This window comes from Ruegeria sp. CDSA077, assembly GCF_059612265.1.
Genome location: NZ_JBXWQG010000015.1, coordinates 1 through 17,851, shown reverse-complemented (window position 1 = coordinate 17,851; position 17,851 = coordinate 1). Strand labels below are relative to the sequence as shown.

The following is a 17,851-nucleotide window of genomic DNA, read 5'->3' as shown; positions in this document are numbered from 1 at the left end:
AATTCGTTGCTTTTTTGCTTCAGAGAAAGGCCGTTTCATCAAAGGAACGCAATTTCCGGCTGTGCAGGCGCTCCAGCGGCATGCCCCTCAGGTGCTCCATTGCACGAATTCCGATCGCGAGATGGCGGCTGACCTGCGTGGTATAGAAGGCAGAGGCCATGCCAGGAAGCTTTAATTCGCCGTGCAGCGGCTTGTCTGAAACACAGAGCAACGTGCCATAGGGAACACGGAACCGATAGCCGTTGGCGGCAATGGTCGCGCTTTCCATATCCAGCGCGATTGCCCGTGATTGGCTGAGCCGCTGTACCGGGCCGGACTGGTCGCGCAGTTCCCAGTTGCGGTTATCGACCGAAGCGACGGTGCCTGTGCGCATGACCCGTTTCAGCTCATAACCTTCCAGCTCGGTGACCTCGGCTACAGCCTGTTCCAGCGCAACCTGAATCTCGGCCAAAGGCGGAATCGGCACCCAGACCGGCAGGTCATCATCCAGAACCTTGTCTTCGCGCAGATAGGCATGGGCCAGAACAAAATCGCCCAATGCCTGTGTGTTGCGCAGCCCGGCACAGTGGCCAACCATCAGCCAGGCATGCGGGCGTAACACGGCGATATGATCGGTCGCGGTTTTGGCGTTCGACGGACCGACGCCGATGTTGACCAGCGTGATACCCGATCCATCCGCCCGCTTTAGGTGATAGGTCGGCATCTGCGGCAGCTTCAGGGGTTGTTCCAGCACTCCGCCTTCGGTGGTGATCTCGACATTTCCGGTCGAGACAAAGCTGGTATAGCCACTGTCTGGATCGGCCAGCTGCGCGCGTGCATAGTTTTCGAATTCCGAGACGTAGAACTGATAGTTGGTGAACAGCACATGGTTCTGGAAATGACTGGGATCAGTCGCAGTGTAATGCGCCAGCCGGGCCAGTGAATAGTCGACCCTTTGCGCAGTAAACAAAGACAGAGGGCCGTCTTCTTCCTCGTGGTCATGGACGCCATTGACGATGTCGTCATGGGTGGTTGTCAGGTCCGGTACGTCGAATACATCGCGCAGGGTAAATCCGGCGGCGCCCTGATGCGGAACGATCAGATCAGGATTGTTGGCCACGGCGAAATGAACCGGAATGGGTGTGTCCGAGGCCCCGATCGTGACCGGCTGGTCATGGTTTCTGATCAGCAGGGCAATCTGTTGGGTCAAATAGGACCGGAACAGATCTGGCCGCGTTACAGTGGTCGAATGGATGCCCGGTTCCGAGACGTGACCGAAACTTAGCCGGCTGTCGACCCGCGCATAGGAGGAGGTTTTGATGCGAATTTCCGGGTAATAGGCTCTGAAGCGTTCAGTTGGTGCTCCGTGCTCGATCACATTGGCAAAGTTCTCGCACAGGAAGCTGGTGGCTTGCTCGTACAGTTCTTCCAACCTTGCGACCGCGGCTGCGGGATCGGTGAAGTTCTCGGGCGCGGGGGCCTTAGGTGCTCGTATTATTGTCATGCAAGGGGTTCCAAAAGATCGATCTTTTCAAATTTGCGCACATCCACCAGCCCGACATCCGAGATCCGCAATTCAGGGATCACCACCAGGGCCAGCAATGAGTGCTGCATATAGGCGTTGTTCAGTTTACAGCCACAGGCCTGCATCGCCCGAACCATTTGTTCGGCCTTGGCGGCCACTTCGGCTGCCGGGCTATCAGACATCAGTCCAGCGATGGGCAGTTCCACCAGCGCCAGTTCCTCACCGTCTCGGAAAATGGTGATGCCACCGCCGATCTCGGCTAGCCGATTTGCGGCAAGGGCCATCTGTTCGCGGTCGGTCCCAACAACAATCATATGGTGACTGTCGTGGGCCACGGTCGAAGCCATTGCCATGCGCCCCTGATATCCAAACCCCGAGACAAAGGCGTTTGTGACCCCGCCCGTTGCGCGGTGGCGTTCGACAAGCGCAATCTGGCAGACCTCACCCTCGGCTTCGACCAGGCCGCCAATGATGGGCAGTTCGGCCTTTAACGCTTTGGTCGGGGCCTGGTTTTCGACCACACCAATCACATTGGCCTGAACGCGGTTCGCCCCTTTGGGGGCCTCGATCTGAAAATCCGCGCTGGTCAGGGCATGGCCCAGATGCACGGTGTTTCGAGCGGCTGCAGGCCAATTCAGATGCGGGCAGTCCACAGTGATCTTGCCGTCCTCAGCCACGATTTGGCCGCGCGCTATGACAAGCTCGATGGGCAGGTCCTTCAGGTCCGAGCTGAGGATGATATCCGCCCGGCGCCCGGGCGTGATCGAGCCGATATCGCGCTCCAACCCGAAATGCGTGGCTGTGTTGATGGTCGCCATCTGCAACGTGATCAACGGATCACAGCCGCAGGCAATCGCATGGCGCACCACGCGGTTCATATGCCCTTCATTGACCAGGGTACCAGAATGGCAATCATCTGTGCACAGGATGAAGTTGCGCGGATCCAGCCCTTTCTCGGTGATGGCGGTGATCTGAGTTTCCACGTCATACCAGGCCGATCCCAATCGCATCATCGACCGCATCCCTTGACGCACCCGCGCGATGGCATCGGCCTCGCAGGTGCCTTCGTGGTCGTCGGCAGGGCCGCCTGCGACATAAGCTGCGAAATCAGGCCCTAAATCAGGCGAAGCATAGTGCCCGCCAACGGTTTTCCCTGCCCGTTGGGTCGCGGCAATCTCGGCCAGCATCTTGGGATCGCCATGAATGACGCCTGGGAAATTCATCATCTCGCCCAGTCCGATGATGCCCGGCCAGTTCATCGCCTCGGCCACGTCTTCGGGGGTGATCTCATAACCGGTGGTCTCAAGCCCTGGCGCCGATGGCGCGCAAGAAGGCATCTGGGTGAAAATGTTAACGGGCTGCATCAGCGCCTCGTCATGCATCATACGAACGCCGTCCAGGCCCAGCACGTTGGCTATTTCGTGCGGGTCAGTGAACATGCTTGTCGTGCCATGAGGGATAACGGCCCCCGCAAATTCGGCCGGGGTCAGCATTCCTGATTCGATATGCATATGCCCGTCGCACAGGCCGGGCAGCATATACCGCCCCTTTGCCTCGATGATCCGGGTGTTCGGGCCGACGCAGTGCGAAGCATCGGGGCCAACATAGGCGATACGTCCATCGACAATCGCGATGTCATGATCGGGCAGGGCTTCGCGGCTGTGCACGTTAACCCAGATCCCGCTGCGGACAACAAGGTCAGCGGCTTGACGCCCTGCGGCGACAGCGATCAGACGGGGGGCGGTATCGGGCCAGCTTGGGAAAGGTGTGAATTCCATGGCCCAACTTTCCCGAACGCACGGAAAGGTGCAACCCCTGCTCGGCAGTTATCATGATTCCGTCATGCAGCGCGTCAGCGCTGTTGTGCCTAGCCCCGTGAAGGTCCCGTAAGAGCCGCTATGCTAGGCAGGAGAGCCACGGCCTAGCCAGGGAACGTTTTCGCAATCTCGCGCCGGACCCATTCGGCAAAGGCAATCGCTCCTGGTGACTCTTCTGCCTGAGGCGACAGCAACAGGTAATAGGCCTCTGGTACAACTGCGCGATATTCGAATGGTGCAACCAATCGACCTTCATCAATCAAGTCGCGCGCGATTGTGTCATGCGTCAGGCACAAGCCACCCCCGGCCATCGCAACCGACAGGCTGACCAGATAGGTGGTGGAATATGTGATCGGAGGATTTTCCCAAATTAGACCCTGATCTTCGATCCAATTCTGCCAATTCGACAGCAGGTTTGAGCAGTCATACAAGGGGATTCGCTGTAGTGTATCCAGCGACACCTCATAGCCCGGCGCGCAAACCGGATAATAATGATCGGATCGCAGCAGTTCGGTTCGCACCGTGTCCGAAGGTCTGAGCGAAAATCGAATTTCTACCGCAGCCCCCTCCGCCATTTCCCGGGGCTCCCACAACTCGGTGAATATGTTCAGCTGTACAGACGGGTGTTCGGCCTGAAACATTGGAAGGCGGGGGGCCAGCCAGTTGACCGCAAAAGTGATGTTGCATTGTACCTGCACCGCGTTCTGCTGGGCCCCAGTCACGGCCCGCGTTCCGCGCAGTAATGTGCGAAATGCCTCACGCACGACAGGGAGATAGCTGATCCCGGCCCCGGTCAATTCAAGTGCGCGGGGACGGCGCAGGAAAAGCGGTTGGCCAAGATAGGCCTCAAGCGACTTGATTTGCTGGCTGACTGCACTTTGTGTCATGTTTAGATCGCGCGCTGCCGCGGTAAAGGACAAATGGCGGGCCGCGGCCTCGAAAGTCCGAAGCCAACCCAACGGGGGCAGCTGTTTTTGCATGGGCATAACCTGGCCATTAGTTCAGCTTATGAAATAGGCGCGATTTTTTCGTTGGTCAATTTTTTCTACTGCGGGCACGATTTTCCAATCAAGCAATCCGCTGACAGGAGACGGAAATGAGCGTTGCCAGCTTGCGCCCCAATATTGACCATTGGCCTGAACGTGTGGATCTGGCGGCTACATTTCGATGGGCTGAACGTCTGAATATGCACGAAGGGGTCGCAAACCATTTTAGCTTGGCGGTGAATCAGGACGGCACACAATTCTTGATGAACGCCAATCAGATGCATTTTGCACGAGTCAAAGCATCGAACCTGCTTTTTCTGGATGCCAAAGACGCTGATGTCATGACCCAACCCGGCGCACCGGACCCAACTGCCTGGGGCCTGCATGGTTCGATTCACCGGCACTGTCCTCATGCCCGCTGTGTAATGCATGTGCATTCCATCTTTGCCACGGTTCTGGCCTCGTTGGCCGACAGCACATTGCCGCCGATCGATCAGAACACCACTACGTTTTACAACCGTTATGTGGTCGATCGCGAATTTGGTGGACTTGCTTTCGAAAGCGAGGGGGAACGTTGCGCAACCATGCTGGCAGACCCAAAAAAGAAAGTCATGATCATGGGTAATCATGGGGTTTTGATTTTGGGCAGTAACCCGGCAGATGCCTTTAATAGACTCTATTATTTCGAGCGCGCTGCCGAAACGTATATCCGTGCCTTACAGACGGGCCAACCCCTGCGCGTTTTGTCAGACGAGATTGCGGAAAAGACCGCGCAAGAGTTGGAAGATTATCCCGATCAGGCCGAGGCACATCTGCGTGAGATCAAGGCGCTGTTGGATGCTGAAGGCGCGGATTACGCAAGCTGACGAGAGACCCGGATGACGGATTCTGATCAAAATCCCGAAGCAGCCCGCTGGCACTATCACCCTCAGGGGCCGGTGGCTTTGAACCCGTTGTTCAACTGGCCACCCCGCCCATCAGCGGTGTTGAGGTGGTATGGTGGCGCGTGGCTGCAAATTACTTCTCTGACGCTGTGCATGGGGCTTGCTGCAACGGTCTATGTGCTGTTTTTCCCGGGTTTAGAGACGATGAAGACCTTCCAGCCCGGCTGGATGTTCCGAATCTGGTTGCTGAACATGATTCCACAAACTCTGGTCGCGGCCGGGCTGCATTGGTGGCTGTACATGCGCAAAGGGCAGGGCATGTACAAGAAGTTCGACCGCCGGGATCTGACCCGGGACAACGGGACCTTCACCTTTCGCAATCAGGTCTGGGACAATATCTGGTGGACCCTGGGCAGCGCCATGAGTGTCGCCACGATTTACCAATGGGGGATCTATTGGGCGATGGCAAATGGCTATGTCCCCACGGTCACATGGTCCGCCGCACCGGTCTGGTTTGTGATCTGGATGTCGCTCATCCCCATGTGGTCGGGGCTGCATTTCTATTGGGTGCATCGGCTGGAACATCACCCCAAGCTCTATAAACATGTCCACGCCGTGCATCACCGCAACGTCAATATCGGGCCGTGGTCGGGGATATCAAATCACTGGTTTGAGAACCTGTTGTACTTCACCACCTATTTCATCCACCTGATCGTGCCGTCGCACCCGATACATTTGTTATTCCACGCCTATTTCCAGCAGGTCAGCCCGGTTCTGTCCCATTCCGGGTTCGAAAAGCTGAAAGCCGGGGAGACCGAGGCCGCCCGCGCAGGCGATTTTTTCCACCAGCTGCATCACCGGTATTTCGAGTGCAACTACGGCACCTCAGAGATCCCGTTCGACAAGTGGTTTGGCACCTATCATGACGGCTCGGCCGAGGCGACGACGCGGACGCGGGCTTATAAAAAGCAGATGTATACCTAGCCGACCCGTAAGGCACGGGGGGTGATCCCGAATTCGGCCCGGAAGGCGCGGGTCAAGGCGCTGGGATCGTCGTATCCGGCCCGCAGGGCGATCTCGCTGACAGTCAGGTCGGTTTCTGCCACCAGCTTCCGCGCCAAATTCAGGCGCAAGCGGCGATAGACCTGAGCCGGACCCGCACCCAGTTCGGCCTGCATTCGTGTCGACAATGCCTTGTGTGAGCGCCCGACCTGTCGGGCGATATCCGTAATGGGCAGCGGGGTTTCAAGATTTTCCTGCATCAATGCCAAGGCCTTGTTCACATACCCACTGGTTGCCCCGACCCCTCCGGAATGCGACCGAGCGGAATCGCGGGTCATGAACAACTGCGCGACTTCCAGTGCCAGTGCCTGCCCCTGGTCATGACCGATCAGATGCAACACAAGATCAAAAGCTGCCATGGCGCCGGAACAGGTAATGCGATTCCGGTCTAGGACATACCGCTCGCGCCGGGCGTCGATCTCGGGGAACCGCTCGGTAAAGCTGGTCAGCTCTTCCCAATGGATGGTGGCGCGATACCCGTCCAGCAGTCCGGCCAGCGCCAGCAGCCAGCTTCCAGTATCCAGCCCAGCCAGAACGTCATAGCGATTTGCGGCGGATCGCAATCCGGTCAGCGTCGGCCAGCCGCCATGCGCGCGAAACCCATAGGATGGCATCACCATCAATGTACCGCCGCGGGCAGATTGCAGTCTTGCGTGCGGCGTAACCTGCAACCCCGAGGATGATGTGACCGGCCCTTCTGTCAGCGACAGGAATTCCCAGTCATACAGTTTTCGTCCAGCCAGCGAATTGGCCGCACGCAGGGGTTCGACGGTGTTGGCAAGGCAATGGTTTGAAAACCCATCAAAAAGCAGGACCCCGAATTGCTGCATCGCGGCAGGCGATTTTGTCCATCTTCGCATGGTTAACGTCTATTTCTGCACGATGAACTTTGCAACCCGGGCCACGATATCGCATGCCCCAGATGTGGAGACCGCAGATGCAATATGGCCTGACCGACGAGCAAGAGATGATCGCCGCGACTGTTCGCAGTTTCGTCGAGAAAGAGATCTATCCACATGAAGAGCTGGTTGAACGTACCGGCGAGGTTCCGCAGGAAATAGCGGATGAGATCAAGCGCAAGACAATTGAATTGGGTTTCTATGCCTGCAATTTTCCCGAAAGCGTCGGATGTGCCGGGCTGAACCATCGGGAATTTGCACTGGTCGAGCGCGAACTGGGTCGGGGATCGATGGCCTTGAACCACTTCTTTGGCCGTCCGCAAAACATCCTGATGGCCTGCGAGGGCGAGCAAGTCGAACGCTATCTGATGCCCGCAGTTCGGGGCGAAAGGATGGATGCACTGGCGATGACCGAACCAGGTGCAGGTTCGGATGTGCGTGGTATGAAATGTGCCGCAGTTCGAGACGGCGGAGATTGGGTCGTCAACGGGACCAAACATTTCATCTCGGGCGCGGAGCATGCCGATTTCATCATCGTTTTCATCGCGACGGGTGAAGATCAGACGCCAAAAGGTCCAAAGAAACGGATCACAGCCTTTCTTGTGGATCGCGGCACGCCGGGATTCACCATCCGGGACGGGTATAAATCGGTCAGCCACCGGGGCTATAAGAACATGGTCCTGGATTTTGACGATTGTCGCCTGCCCGACAGTCAGGTGTTGGGCGAGGTCGATGGCGGGTTCGAGGTGATGAATACCTGGCTATATGCCACCCGCATCACCGTGGCGACCATGTCGGTCGGACGCGCACGTCGCGCCTTTGACTATGCGCTGGACTATGCAGCCACGCGTGAACAATTCGGTCAGAAAATCGGCAAGTTCCAGGGCGTGTCATTCCAGATCGCCGATATGATCACCGAAATCGATGCCGCTGACCTGTTGACACTGGCAGCGGCCGACCGGCTGGACAAAGGGCTGCCTGCAAACCGCGAGATTGCCTCGGCCAAGCTCTATGCGTCCGAAATGCTGGCACGGGTGACTGACGCCGCGATTCAGGTGCATGGCGGCATGGGGCTGATGGACGATTACCCGCTGGAACGGTTCTGGCGCGATGCGCGTGTCGAACGCATCTGGGACGGTACAAGCGAGATTCAGCGTCACATCATCAGTCGTGAGCTGTTGCGGGCACTTGGCGCATGACAACGGCGCTGGCACGGGCGTTGAACCCCAGCTCCATTGCTGTGATCGGTGGTGGGGCTTGGTGCGCGTCAGTCATTCAACAGGCGCGCAAGTTCGGGTTTCAGGGCGATATCTGGCCGGTCCATCCCAAAGCCGCCGAGGTCGCCGGAGAGCGCGTTTTTGCGCGGCTCGAGGATTTGCCCACAGCCCCGGATGTGGCCTTTGTGGGCATCAATCGTCATGCAACAATCGAGGCGGTTCAGGCGCTGGCAGCGATCGGGGCAGGGGGTGCGGTTTGTTTCGCGTCGGGGTTCACCGAGGCGCGAGCCGAGGATGATCTGGGCGCCGATCTGCAGGACCAGTTGATTGCAGCCGCCGGGGAAATGCCTGTTCTGGGTCCCAACTGCTATGGTTTCGTCAACGGGCTGGACCAAGTCGCAGTCTGGCCGGATCAGCATGGGATGCAACCGGTGGAACGAGGCGTAGCGATCCTGACGCAAAGTTCGAATATTGCAATCAACATGACCATGCAACGCCGGGCCCTGCCGCTGGCGTTCATGCTGACCTGCGGGAATCAGGCGCAGACACATCAGGCTGACGTTGCCTCAACACTTCTGGACGACGACCGGATCACCGCTATCGGTGTTCATATCGAGGGGTTTGGCGATCTGCGAAAATGGGAGGCTTTGGCCGACAAGGCACGCAGACGGGGCGTATCGGTCGTTGCTTTGAAAATGGGCCGCTCGTCCCATGCGCAGGCGGCGACGATTTCGCATACCGCGTCTTTGGCAGGTGGTGATGCGGGCGCGCAGGCGTTTCTGGACCGGTTGGGAATCGCACGGTTGGACGACATTCCCAGCTTTTTGGAATGTCTCAAGCTGTTGCATGTTACGGGGCGATTGCGCGGCAGCGGGTTGGGTACCATCAGCTGCTCGGGCGGTGAGGCCAGCCTAGCCGCAGATATGTCCGAGGGGCGCGATCTGCATTTCCCGCCATTGACCAAGGTGCAGCAAGCTGACCTGCGCGCAGCTTTGGGGCCCATGGTGGCGTTGGCGAACCCGCTGGACTACCACACCTATATATGGCGCGATACCAAAGCGATGACCCGCGCGTGGTCGGCGATGACCGGGCCGGAACAAGCCATTACCATTGCGATTGTCGACTATCCTCATACCGACGCATCGGATTGGGAATGTGCCACCCAAGCGGCGTTGAACTGCGCCGCCCAAACCAGGCGACCTTTTGCCGTTGCCGCGACCCTACCAGAACTTTTGCCAGAGGAAGTGGCGCAGCGCCTGCTGGTCGGCGGTGTGGTGCCTTTTGCCGGTCTGCATGAAGCCTTGGCTGCGGTTGAGGCCGCCGCGCGGCCGGTTGCGGCACCGGCTGATCCGGTACTGTTGCCCTCGCAGGCTGAGGCAAACCATGTCTTGACCGAAGCAGAGGCCAAACGGGCGCTGGCAGATCATGGTCTGCGGATTCCTCAATCCGTAGTGACGCGTCCGGACAAGGCTGCGCATGCTGCATCGAATCTGACGGCTCCATTCGCGGTCAAGGGCGTCGGGCTTGCGCATAAATCCGAACACGGTGCGGTGCGCCTTGGCGTCGGCTTGGACGATCTGAGCGCGGTTGCGACCGAGCTTGGAACCGACGAAGTTCTGATCGAAGAGATGGCCCAAGGCGGTGTTGCCGAGTTATTGATCGGCGTCACCCGTGATCCGGCCCATGGCTATGTTCTGACGCTAGGGGCTGGAGGCGTGCTGACCGAAATTCTGCGCGACAGTGTTTCAGTGCTGATCCCGTCATCCCGGGACGTGGTCCGTCAGGCGCTGGGCAAGCTGAACTGTGCGCCGTTGCTTGCGGGGTATCGCGGTAAACCGGCGGCGGATACCGAGGCGATCCTGAATGCAGCCGAGGCTGTGCAAGCCTATGTTATTGCCAATGCAGCCCATGTCAGCGAAGTTGAAATCAATCCACTCATCTGCAATCCCGATGGCGCTGTGGCCGTGGATGCTCTGATCCGAAAGGCACGTATATGAACCCGGTTAAAACCAAGCGCGATGGCGCGATTCTGCAGGTCACTCTGGACCGACCCAAGGCAAATGCCATTGATCTGGCCACCAGCCGGGTCATGGGTGAAGTGTTCCGCGAATTCCGCGATGATCCTGAGTTGCGCGTGGCCATCCTGACCGGTGGTGGCGAAAAGTTCTTTTGCCCGGGGTGGGACCTGAAGGCCGCCGCGGACGGAGACGCCGTGGACGGAGATTATGGAGTCGGCGGTTTTGGCGGGCTGCAGGAATTGCGGGATATGAACAAGCCTGTCATCGCCGCGGTGAACGGGATTGCCTGTGGTGGAGGGCTGGAACTGGCGCTGAGTGCGGATATGATCATCGCTGCAGAGCATGCCAGCTTTGCCCTGCCCGAAATCCGGTCGGGCACCGTGGCCGATGCGGCCAGTGTAAAGCTGCCAAAACGCATCCCCTACCATATCGCGATGGAACTGCTGCTGACTGGCCGCTGGTTCGATCCGGTTGAGGCAAAAGGTTGGGGCCTGATCAACGAGATCGTCCCAGGTGATCAGCTTTTAGACCGGGCATGGGAACTGGCCCGTTTATTGGCCAGCGGCCCCCCGCTGGTTTACGCGGCGATCAAAGAGATCGTGCGCGACGCCGAAGATTCCAAGTTTCAGGATGCCATGAACCGGATCACCGGGCGGCAGTTGCCGACGGTGGACATTCTATATGGTTCTGAAGACAACCTCGAAGGCGCGCGCGCCTTTGCCGAGAAACGCGACCCGGTCTGGAAAGGGCGCTGAGCGGAACTACGAACCGTTGAACAACGCCTCGACCTCGGCAACTGTTTCGCGAACCTGCTGATCAATTGAGGGGCCGTTGGTTGGTTCATTCTTGACGTGAAGCGTCAGGACAGAATTGGTTTCTGGGTGATGCAGGCTTGGGGACGATTGCACAACGTCGATCAGCCTGTCCTTGCCGATCCAGACAGGCTTGCCCACGGGTGTCGTCAGCTTGATCAGAGCAGTGGCGGCCATCAGTTGCGAAATGATATCTTCGGATGTTGAGCCTGAGTGAAACCTTTTCTTGTCAATGCGGATTGTAAGCGCGTTGGTCGGTTCACTATCACCATGTGTTGGGCGCAACCGGATGAAGTTGTCGGAATTAAAAGCAGCAGGGCTGTCTGCGAGATCTACGTAATGAATAAGTGCCATGAGTATCCTCAAACGAACGAAATAATCTCAATATGGTACCATAATTGGACGCTCGACACTATGATCACTAACTGCAAGGCATTCCAGAATGGGGCGTTAATCAGGTCGCCCAGGCACTTTGCTAAGATCAGATCTTCTCGAACATTGCGATAAGGGCGGTATCGTCCCGGTTGGGCCCGGCAGCCAGGTCGCCGTAGATTCGAACTTCGGGCAGGGACAGGTTTTGTATCTGCCCATGGGCAAGCTGGTGCAGTGCGTCAGCAAATCCCAGAGATTCGTAGTGTTTCGCGTTAATCGACAGAGCGAATTGCGCGCCTGTCCGGGCCACGTTCAACAGCGCAGGCAGGGCCTCGGGGCCGAGATGGCCATGGGTAAATGTGCCCGAGGACACAATGCCCGAATAGCTGTCGCGCGGGACCGGGATGCCCTGGTTCAGGTCAGCCTCAATCGCGTCGCGGTAGATGTCTTTGCGCAGGGCCTGATCCAGCATCTCGGCGCTGATATCGGTGGCGTCGATCGGACCAACGCCCAACCCGGCCAGTACCGCACCGCAAAGCCCGGTGCCTGCACCGACATCCAAAACCGGACCCTGTCCCCCGGCGCTGACAAAGGCGCGGGCGGTGTGGATATGCAACTGATAGTCCTCGCGCGCCGCAAAACCGTCATCATAGTCGCCAGCCCATTCAGCATAAAGCCGTTTGTGGTCCTCGGGGCTGTCTAGCGCATAAGCTGCATGCAGGTCGGGCGATTTTGTACTCATGACTCATGAAAGGCGTATGTGGGGATTCGAATCAAGTATCCAGTGGCGGGTGCTTGCATCTTGGACCATTGGCGATCATCAAGAAGGATATGGTTAAGATACTCTTTTCATTCGGTCACGGATATTCGGCGCAGGCCCTGTCGCGGCATCTTGAACCGGCGGGTTGGCGCGTATTCGGAACTACGCGCGATCCGGCGCAATCGGGTGCGGTCCGCGCATCCTGTGCCAAACCGGTGATCTGGCCCGGTCAGAAGGTTGATTTGGACGGGGTAACACATCTGTTGATTTCGACCGCGCCGAATGCGGGCGGAGATCCGGTGCTAGCGGCGCTTGGCGACGAAATCGCTGACCGCGCAGGTCAGTTCGATTGGGTCGGATACCTTTCCACAACCGCAGTCTATGGGGACCACAAAGGCGGGTGGGTGGACGAGGCGACCCTTCCTTCACCAATGGCGGAGCGCGGCAGGTGGCGCGTCCGGGCCGAGACACAATGGCAAGACATTTCGGGCCTGCCCGTCCACATCTTTCGCCTTGCCGGGATATATGGCCCCGGGCGCGGCCCATTTTCCAAACTTAAACGGGTGGGAATGCGCCGCATAATCAAACCGGGGCAGGTGTTCTCGCGCATCCATGTGGCGGACATCGCGCAGGTGCTTGCGGCGTCGATGGCATCGCCGAACTCGGGTGCGATTTACAATGTCTGTGACGATGAGCCGGTGCCGCCACAGGATGTCATCGCCTATGCGGCTGAACTGCAAGGCCTGCCTCTGCCCGCTGCGGTTCCGTTCGACCAGGCCGATATGTCCCCGATGGCCCGAAGTTTCTATAATGAAAACAAGCGGGTCAGGAATGACCGGATCAAGGATGAACTGGGTATCCGGCTTTTGTATCCGGATTACCGCGCTGGACTGCAGGCCCTGATGAAGGACGGCTGAGCCCTTATCGGGCTTATCGGGCGGTGGCTTTGATCAGGTCTGCGGCTTTCTCGGCGATCATGATGGTTGGGGCGTTGGTGTTTCCCGAAACCAGAGTAGGCATGACCGATGCATCGACCACGCGCAGCCCCTCGATCCCGCGCACACGCAGTTCGGGGTCAACCACGGCCATCGCATCCACACCCATTTTGCAGGTTCCGACCGGGTGATAGATCGTATCGGCGCGAGCGCGAATATGGTGCTCCCAATCCGCATCGGTCTGAGCGTCATCCATGCCGTACATCGCTTTGTGCCGGAATTTACTGAAGGCCGGCGCGTGCAGAATGTCTTTGGTCATACGCGCGCCCTTGATCAGCGTGTCCAGATCGCGGTCATCGGACAGGTAAGCCGGATCAATGGCCGGAGCGGCAAAAGGATCGGCGCTGTGCAGCCCGACCGTGCCACGGCTTTCGGGGCGCAATTTGCACACATGGCAGCCGAACCCATAGCCATAATGCAGCTTCCTTGCATGATCATCGGCCAAGGAAATGACAAAGTGCAGCTGGATGTCGGGGCGATCCAAAGCCGGGGAGGTTTTCAGAAACGCGGCGCCCTCGGCAAATGGCGTGGCCGCCATCGACTTACCGGTCTTACGCCAGCGCCAAATATGTCCTGCCAAATTCAGTGCGGCAGCGACACCGATGCCGAATGTGTTGGTGTCCCGGGTTTTATAGAGCAGCGTGAAATCCAGATGGTCCTGCAGGTTCTTGCCAACGCCCGGCAGGTCGTGCCGCACCTTGATCCCATGTTTGACCAGATCATCAGCGGCACCAATCCCGGATAGCTGCAACAACTGCGGAGTTTGAAGTGCACCGGCGCAAACCAGAACCTCGCGCCTGGCGGAGACAGTGATATCCGCACCTTTCGCCTTTTTCCTGTACACCACACCGGTGGCCCGCTTTCCTTCAAAGGTCAGCTCTTTGGCATGGGCGTCGGTAATGACCGTCAGGTTTGGGCGGTCCATGACCGGAAAGACATAGGCTGCCGCTGCCGAGCATCGCTCACCATTCTTCGAGGGGTCGTGAAACTGTGTGACCTGATACAGACCAACGCCCTCGTTATCGCCCCGGTTGAAGTCCCGGCTTCGGCGGTGCTGCATCTGTTCGGCAGCTTCAATAAAGGCAAGCGTGATCGGGCGCGGCTGTTTCTGGTTTGACACGTGCAGAGGGCCGCTGTCGCCGTGATGGTCGTCGGCGCCATCTTCGTTATGTTCGGACATCTTGAAATAGGGAAGGACGCTGTCCCAGTCCCAACCGGCACAGCCCAGTTCAGCCCAGCCATCATAGTCCTGACGCTGACCCCGGACGTACAACATTGCGTTAATCGCGCTGGACCCGCCCACCGTCTTGCCGCGCGGCTGATATCCTTTGCGGCCGTTCAGCCCCGGTTGGGCCACGGTTTCAAATGCCCAGTTGTTGATTTTCGGCCGCCCCGGCAGCGAGGCCACTGTTGCCGCGGGCAATCTGGTAAGCATGCCGTTGCCGCCGTTTCCGGCTTCAAGAAGGCAGACACGTATTCCAGGATCTTCGCTCAGACGACCGGCAAGAACCGAACCGGCGGATCCTGCGCCGACAATTACATAATCAAATTGCATTCAGACTCCAAAAATTTTCGGAACCGGCAGTCAAATACGCCGGTCAATCTGTATTAGGCGCGGATCCGAACAAAAGAACCCGCGCTCGTGTCGTTCATAAAGACAGTGGTCGCATACGGATGAAAAACAAGGGCTGTGGTCTATATGTGACCCAAGGTTATTCAGGGATCTGAAAATTGTTCCGATTGCACGGGATCCGGGGATGTTCTCTTCATAATTATTTCCTATGGTTTTCATCATTAAACAAAACTTTTATGCATGAGTGCAATTTGCTATTTCTGACTAGGTCAGGACTTCAGGAATACCGATACCCTTGCCAGATGCTCAGCGTATATGGATGAGGAAGACGTGTCTTGAATCTGTGTTCTTGATTACCACGAATTTCACTGCGCAAGATCGCCGGATATTAGCTAGGATTGGAGACCGATATGGACGGAAGTGATAACCCCAAAGCAGGCGGATGCCCTGTGATGCACGGCGCTGGAACCCGTTCCAACCGGGATTGGTGGCCGAACCAGCTAAACCTGTCGATCCTGCACCAGCACGGAGCAGCTTCGAATCCTCTGGGTTCGGATTTCGACTATGCTGAAGAGTTCAAAAAGCTGGATATGAAGGCGCTGAAAGAAGACCTATATGCGCTGATGACGGATTCACAGGAGTGGTGGCCGGCGGATTATGGCCATTATGGTGGTCTGTTCATTCGGATGGCCTGGCATAGTGCAGGCACCTACCGGACGGCAGATGGCCGTGGCGGGGCCTCGACCGGGAACCAGCGTTTTGCGCCGCTCAACAGTTGGCCGGACAACGGTAACCTCGACAAGGCGCGTCGTCTGCTGTGGCCGATCAAACAAAAATACGGAAACCAGATTTCCTGGGCTGACCTGATGATCCTGGCAGGTAACTGCGCCATCGAATCCATGGGTGGCAAAACCTTTGGTTTTGCCGGCGGCCGTGCCGATATCTGGGCCCCCGAAGAAGACATCTATTGGGGAACCGAGACAGAATGGCTGGCCCCGACCGACAATCCGCAGAGCCGGTATTCCGGTGAGCGCGATCTGGAAAACCCTCTGGCCGCAGTGCAGATGGGCCTGATCTATGTAAACCCTGAAGGTCCGGACGGAGAGCCCAACGTTCTGGCTTCGGGTCGTGACATCCGCGACACCTTTGGCCGTATGGCAATGAATGACGAGGAAACCGTTGCTCTGGTTGCTGGTGGTCACACTTTCGGCAAGGCGCATGGTGCGGGCGATCCCGATCTGGTCGGCCCCGAACCCGAAGCGGCCCCGATCGAAGAGATGGGCTTTGGTTGGATCAACAAGTTTGGGTCCGGCAAGGGTGACGATACCACGACATCAGGGGTCGAGGGCGCCTGGACCGCAAATCCGGTCCAATGGGATAACGGCTATTTCGACCTGTTGTTCGGATATGACTGGAACCTGACCAAAAGCCCCTCGGGCGCGTGGATTTGGGAACCGGTGAATGTCAAAGAAGAAGACATGGCCCCGGCGGCGCATGACGCGTCGAAGAAGGTCAAAACCATGATGACCACCGCCGACATGGCGATGCGCATGGACCCGATCTATGGTCCGATCTCAAAGCGTTTTCACGAGAACCCGGAAGAATTCGCTGACGCTTTCGCCCGTGCATGGTTCAAACTGACCCACCGCGACATGGGCCCGCGCTCGAATTACATCGGCGAGGAATCTCCGGCCGAGGAACTGCTGTGGCAAGACAATGTCCCCGCCGTGGATCACGAGCTGATCGGTGACGCGGATGTGGCCGAGCTGAAGGCTAAGATCGCGGCCACTGGCCTGTCGGTGTCCGAGCTGGTTTCGACCGCATGGGCTTCGGCCTCGACCTTCCGCGGCTCGGACAAGCGCGGCGGTGCCAATGGCGCACGTATCCGTCTTGCTCCGCAGAAAGACTGGGACGCGAACGAACCGATGAAGCTGGCCAAGGCGCTGACCGCGCTTGAGGGCGTTCAGGCGACGTTCAACGGCGCACAATCCGGGGGCAAGAAAGTGTCTCTGGCCGACGTGATCGTTCTGGCTGGTAATGTGGGTGTCGAACAGGCCGCCAAGGCCGGTGGTCAGGAGGTTGAGGTTCCGTTCACACCTGGCCGCACCGATGCGACGCAAGATCAGACCGATGTGGACAGCTTTGCCGTGCTCGAGCCCGAGGCCGACGGCTTCCGCAACTATCAGAAGACGGATTATTCGGTTTCACCCGAAGAGCTTCTGGTCGACAAGGCCCAGCTGCTGACTCTGTCGGCGCCGGAAATGACCGCATTGGTTGGCGGTCTGCGCGTGATCGGAGCCAATTTTGGTGAAACCAAGCATGGTGTGTTGACCGACCGCGTCGGCACGCTCAGCACCGACTTCTTCATCAACCTGCTGGACATGGGCACCGAATGGAAACCCGCGGGCAAGGGCGTCTATGAGGGTCGGGACCGCGCCAGCGGTGAGGTCAAGTGGACCGGTACCCGCGTCGATCTGGTCTTCGGCTCCAACTCGCAGCTGCGGGCTCTGGTCGAGGTCTACGGTCAGGCAGGCGCAGAAGGCAAATTTGTCTGCGATTTCGTCTCGGCCTGGAACAAGGTCATGAATGCAGACAGGTTCGATCTGAAGTAAGCCTGCGACCTTCGCAGAATTTGCGCCGTCCGAGGAGACTCGGGCGGCGTTTTGTCTGCCCCGGTTCCGGGCGCATACCCAGCATTGGGTACGATTCCGCCCAGGGGCCGTTCTTTCCCCCATTCCGTGCGGTCCGTTACCGGCTCGGAAGAGAGAATTATTAAGCTAACCTGTTGTTTTCATTAACCTAGAGAAGTTTCTGTTAAGAATTGCAAAGTTTTTTCAGATTGGGGGTTGCAGGTCCCAGACCTAATCCGTAAATACCCCTTCACCGGCGCTGCTGAGGCGCTTGGGACACACTGGAGAGACGGTGGGACGGGTTGGAGAGACGGCCGGACGC

The 17,851-nt window shown here is 58.2% G+C and carries 14 protein-coding genes; 7 read left to right on the top strand and 7 right to left on the bottom strand.

All coding sequences use genetic code 11. The features are described from left to right. Nucleotides 1-19: 19 nt before the first annotated feature. The 3 genes from AC2FLE_RS19015 to AC2FLE_RS19005 form a co-directional block, all read right to left on the bottom strand. On the bottom strand, nucleotides 20-1,483 hold the full coding sequence (locus tag AC2FLE_RS19015) for an AMP nucleosidase (RefSeq protein WP_496699000.1): 1,464 nt from the start codon (nucleotides 1,481-1,483) through the stop codon (nucleotides 20-22). After that, complete coding sequence (gene ade, locus AC2FLE_RS19010; protein ID WP_496698998.1) at nucleotides 1,480-3,282, bottom strand: adenine deaminase; 1,803 nt, start codon at nucleotides 3,280-3,282, stop codon at nucleotides 1,480-1,482. Before ade ends, AC2FLE_RS19015 begins: the two co-directional genes overlap by 4 nt. Nucleotides 3,283-3,425: 143 nt before the next feature. Then, nucleotides 3,426-4,301 carry a LysR family transcriptional regulator gene (locus AC2FLE_RS19005; protein WP_496698996.1) on the bottom strand — a complete coding sequence of 292 codons (876 nt, stop codon included), beginning with the start codon at nucleotides 4,299-4,301 and terminating at the stop codon, nucleotides 3,426-3,428. 116 nt (nucleotides 4,302-4,417) lie between these two features. Between AC2FLE_RS19005 and AC2FLE_RS19000 the strand changes: the two genes are divergently transcribed. Both AC2FLE_RS19000 and AC2FLE_RS18995 read left to right on the top strand, forming a co-directional pair. Further along, entirely contained in the window at nucleotides 4,418-5,173 is a 756-nt protein-coding gene (locus tag AC2FLE_RS19000) for a class II aldolase and adducin N-terminal domain-containing protein (RefSeq protein WP_496698994.1), read from the top strand. 12 nt (nucleotides 5,174-5,185) lie between these two features. Beyond that, nucleotides 5,186-6,175 (top strand): sterol desaturase family protein, encoded by a 990-nt coding sequence (locus AC2FLE_RS18995; RefSeq protein WP_496698992.1) that lies wholly within the window; start codon nucleotides 5,186-5,188, stop codon nucleotides 6,173-6,175. Here the strand turns inward: AC2FLE_RS18995 and AC2FLE_RS18990 are convergent. Beyond that, nucleotides 6,172-7,113 (bottom strand): GlxA family transcriptional regulator, encoded by a 942-nt coding sequence (locus tag AC2FLE_RS18990; RefSeq protein WP_496698990.1) that lies wholly within the window; start codon nucleotides 7,111-7,113, stop codon nucleotides 6,172-6,174. The genes AC2FLE_RS18995 and AC2FLE_RS18990 overlap by 4 nt on opposite strands. A gap of 77 nt (nucleotides 7,114-7,190) precedes the next feature. On the opposite strand from AC2FLE_RS18990, the gene AC2FLE_RS18985 reads away from it, so the two are divergent. From AC2FLE_RS18985 to AC2FLE_RS18975, 3 genes are read left to right on the top strand one after another with little or no spacing between them, the layout of a single operon-like run. Continuing rightward, on the top strand, nucleotides 7,191-8,351 hold the full coding sequence (locus AC2FLE_RS18985) for an acyl-CoA dehydrogenase family protein (RefSeq protein WP_496690501.1): 1,161 nt from the start codon (nucleotides 7,191-7,193) through the stop codon (nucleotides 8,349-8,351). Beyond that, a complete protein-coding gene (locus tag AC2FLE_RS18980; RefSeq protein WP_496698989.1) occupies nucleotides 8,348-10,366 on the top strand; it encodes an acetate--CoA ligase family protein in 2,019 nt (672 codons plus the stop codon). Before AC2FLE_RS18985 ends, AC2FLE_RS18980 begins: the two co-directional genes overlap by 4 nt. Then, complete coding sequence (locus tag AC2FLE_RS18975; RefSeq protein WP_142637585.1) at nucleotides 10,363-11,142, top strand: carnitinyl-CoA dehydratase; 780 nt, start codon at nucleotides 10,363-10,365, stop codon at nucleotides 11,140-11,142. The genes AC2FLE_RS18980 and AC2FLE_RS18975 overlap by 4 nt, the downstream gene beginning before the upstream one ends. 6 nt (nucleotides 11,143-11,148) lie before the next feature. Here AC2FLE_RS18975 and AC2FLE_RS18970 read toward each other — a convergent pair whose 3' ends face one another. Beyond that, the gene (locus AC2FLE_RS18970) at nucleotides 11,149-11,553 is read right to left on the bottom strand and encodes a hypothetical protein (protein ID WP_496698988.1); all 405 of its coding nucleotides are present in this window, start codon (nucleotides 11,551-11,553) and stop codon (nucleotides 11,149-11,151) included. Nucleotides 11,554-11,680: 127 nt separating this feature from the next. Then, nucleotides 11,681-12,313 (bottom strand): class I SAM-dependent DNA methyltransferase, encoded by a 633-nt coding sequence (locus tag AC2FLE_RS18965; protein ID WP_142637587.1) that lies wholly within the window; start codon nucleotides 12,311-12,313, stop codon nucleotides 11,681-11,683. 89 nt (nucleotides 12,314-12,402) lie between these two features. Between AC2FLE_RS18965 and AC2FLE_RS18960 the strand changes: the two genes are divergently transcribed. Beyond that, the gene (locus AC2FLE_RS18960) at nucleotides 12,403-13,248 is read left to right on the top strand and encodes an SDR family oxidoreductase (protein ID WP_496698987.1); all 846 of its coding nucleotides are present in this window, start codon (nucleotides 12,403-12,405) and stop codon (nucleotides 13,246-13,248) included. Between the two features lie 13 nt (nucleotides 13,249-13,261). Here AC2FLE_RS18960 and AC2FLE_RS18955 read toward each other — a convergent pair whose 3' ends face one another. Beyond that, nucleotides 13,262-14,881, bottom strand: a complete 1,620-nt coding sequence (locus AC2FLE_RS18955; protein WP_496698986.1) for a GMC family oxidoreductase — start codon at nucleotides 14,879-14,881, stop codon at nucleotides 13,262-13,264. Between the two features lie 428 nt (nucleotides 14,882-15,309). Here AC2FLE_RS18955 and katG point away from each other — a divergent pair, with 428 nt between their 5' ends. Next, nucleotides 15,310-17,511 (top strand): catalase/peroxidase HPI, encoded by a 2,202-nt coding sequence (katG, locus tag AC2FLE_RS18950; protein WP_496698984.1) that lies wholly within the window; start codon nucleotides 15,310-15,312, stop codon nucleotides 17,509-17,511. Nucleotides 17,512-17,851 lie beyond the last annotated feature (340 nt).

What these genes read in the sequence shown, in the direction of transcription:
- AC2FLE_RS19015 (WP_496699000.1), bottom strand. Translation starts at nt 1,483, where the DNA reads ATGACAATAATACGAGCACCTAAGGCCCCCGCGCCCGAGAACTTCACC.
- ade (WP_496698998.1), bottom strand. Translation starts at nt 3,282, where the DNA reads ATGGAATTCACACCTTTCCCAAGCTGGCCCGATACCGCCCCCCGTCTG.
- AC2FLE_RS19005 (WP_496698996.1), bottom strand. Translation starts at nt 4,301, where the DNA reads ATGCAAAAACAGCTGCCCCCGTTGGGTTGGCTTCGGACTTTCGAGGCC.
- AC2FLE_RS19000 (WP_496698994.1), top strand. Translation starts at nt 4,418, where the DNA reads ATGAGCGTTGCCAGCTTGCGCCCCAATATTGACCATTGGCCTGAACGT.
- AC2FLE_RS18995 (WP_496698992.1), top strand. Translation starts at nt 5,186, where the DNA reads ATGACGGATTCTGATCAAAATCCCGAAGCAGCCCGCTGGCACTATCAC.
- AC2FLE_RS18990 (WP_496698990.1), bottom strand. Translation starts at nt 7,113, where the DNA reads ATGCGAAGATGGACAAAATCGCCTGCCGCGATGCAGCAATTCGGGGTC.
- AC2FLE_RS18985 (WP_496690501.1), top strand. Translation starts at nt 7,191, where the DNA reads ATGCAATATGGCCTGACCGACGAGCAAGAGATGATCGCCGCGACTGTT.
- AC2FLE_RS18980 (WP_496698989.1), top strand. Translation starts at nt 8,348, where the DNA reads ATGACAACGGCGCTGGCACGGGCGTTGAACCCCAGCTCCATTGCTGTG.
- AC2FLE_RS18975 (WP_142637585.1), top strand. Translation starts at nt 10,363, where the DNA reads ATGAACCCGGTTAAAACCAAGCGCGATGGCGCGATTCTGCAGGTCACT.
- AC2FLE_RS18970 (WP_496698988.1), bottom strand. Translation starts at nt 11,553, where the DNA reads ATGGCACTTATTCATTACGTAGATCTCGCAGACAGCCCTGCTGCTTTT.
- AC2FLE_RS18965 (WP_142637587.1), bottom strand. Translation starts at nt 12,313, where the DNA reads ATGAGTACAAAATCGCCCGACCTGCATGCAGCTTATGCGCTAGACAGC.
- AC2FLE_RS18960 (WP_496698987.1), top strand. Translation starts at nt 12,403, where the DNA reads ATGGTTAAGATACTCTTTTCATTCGGTCACGGATATTCGGCGCAGGCC.
- AC2FLE_RS18955 (WP_496698986.1), bottom strand. Translation starts at nt 14,881, where the DNA reads ATGCAATTTGATTATGTAATTGTCGGCGCAGGATCCGCCGGTTCGGTT.
- katG (WP_496698984.1), top strand. Translation starts at nt 15,310, where the DNA reads ATGGACGGAAGTGATAACCCCAAAGCAGGCGGATGCCCTGTGATGCAC.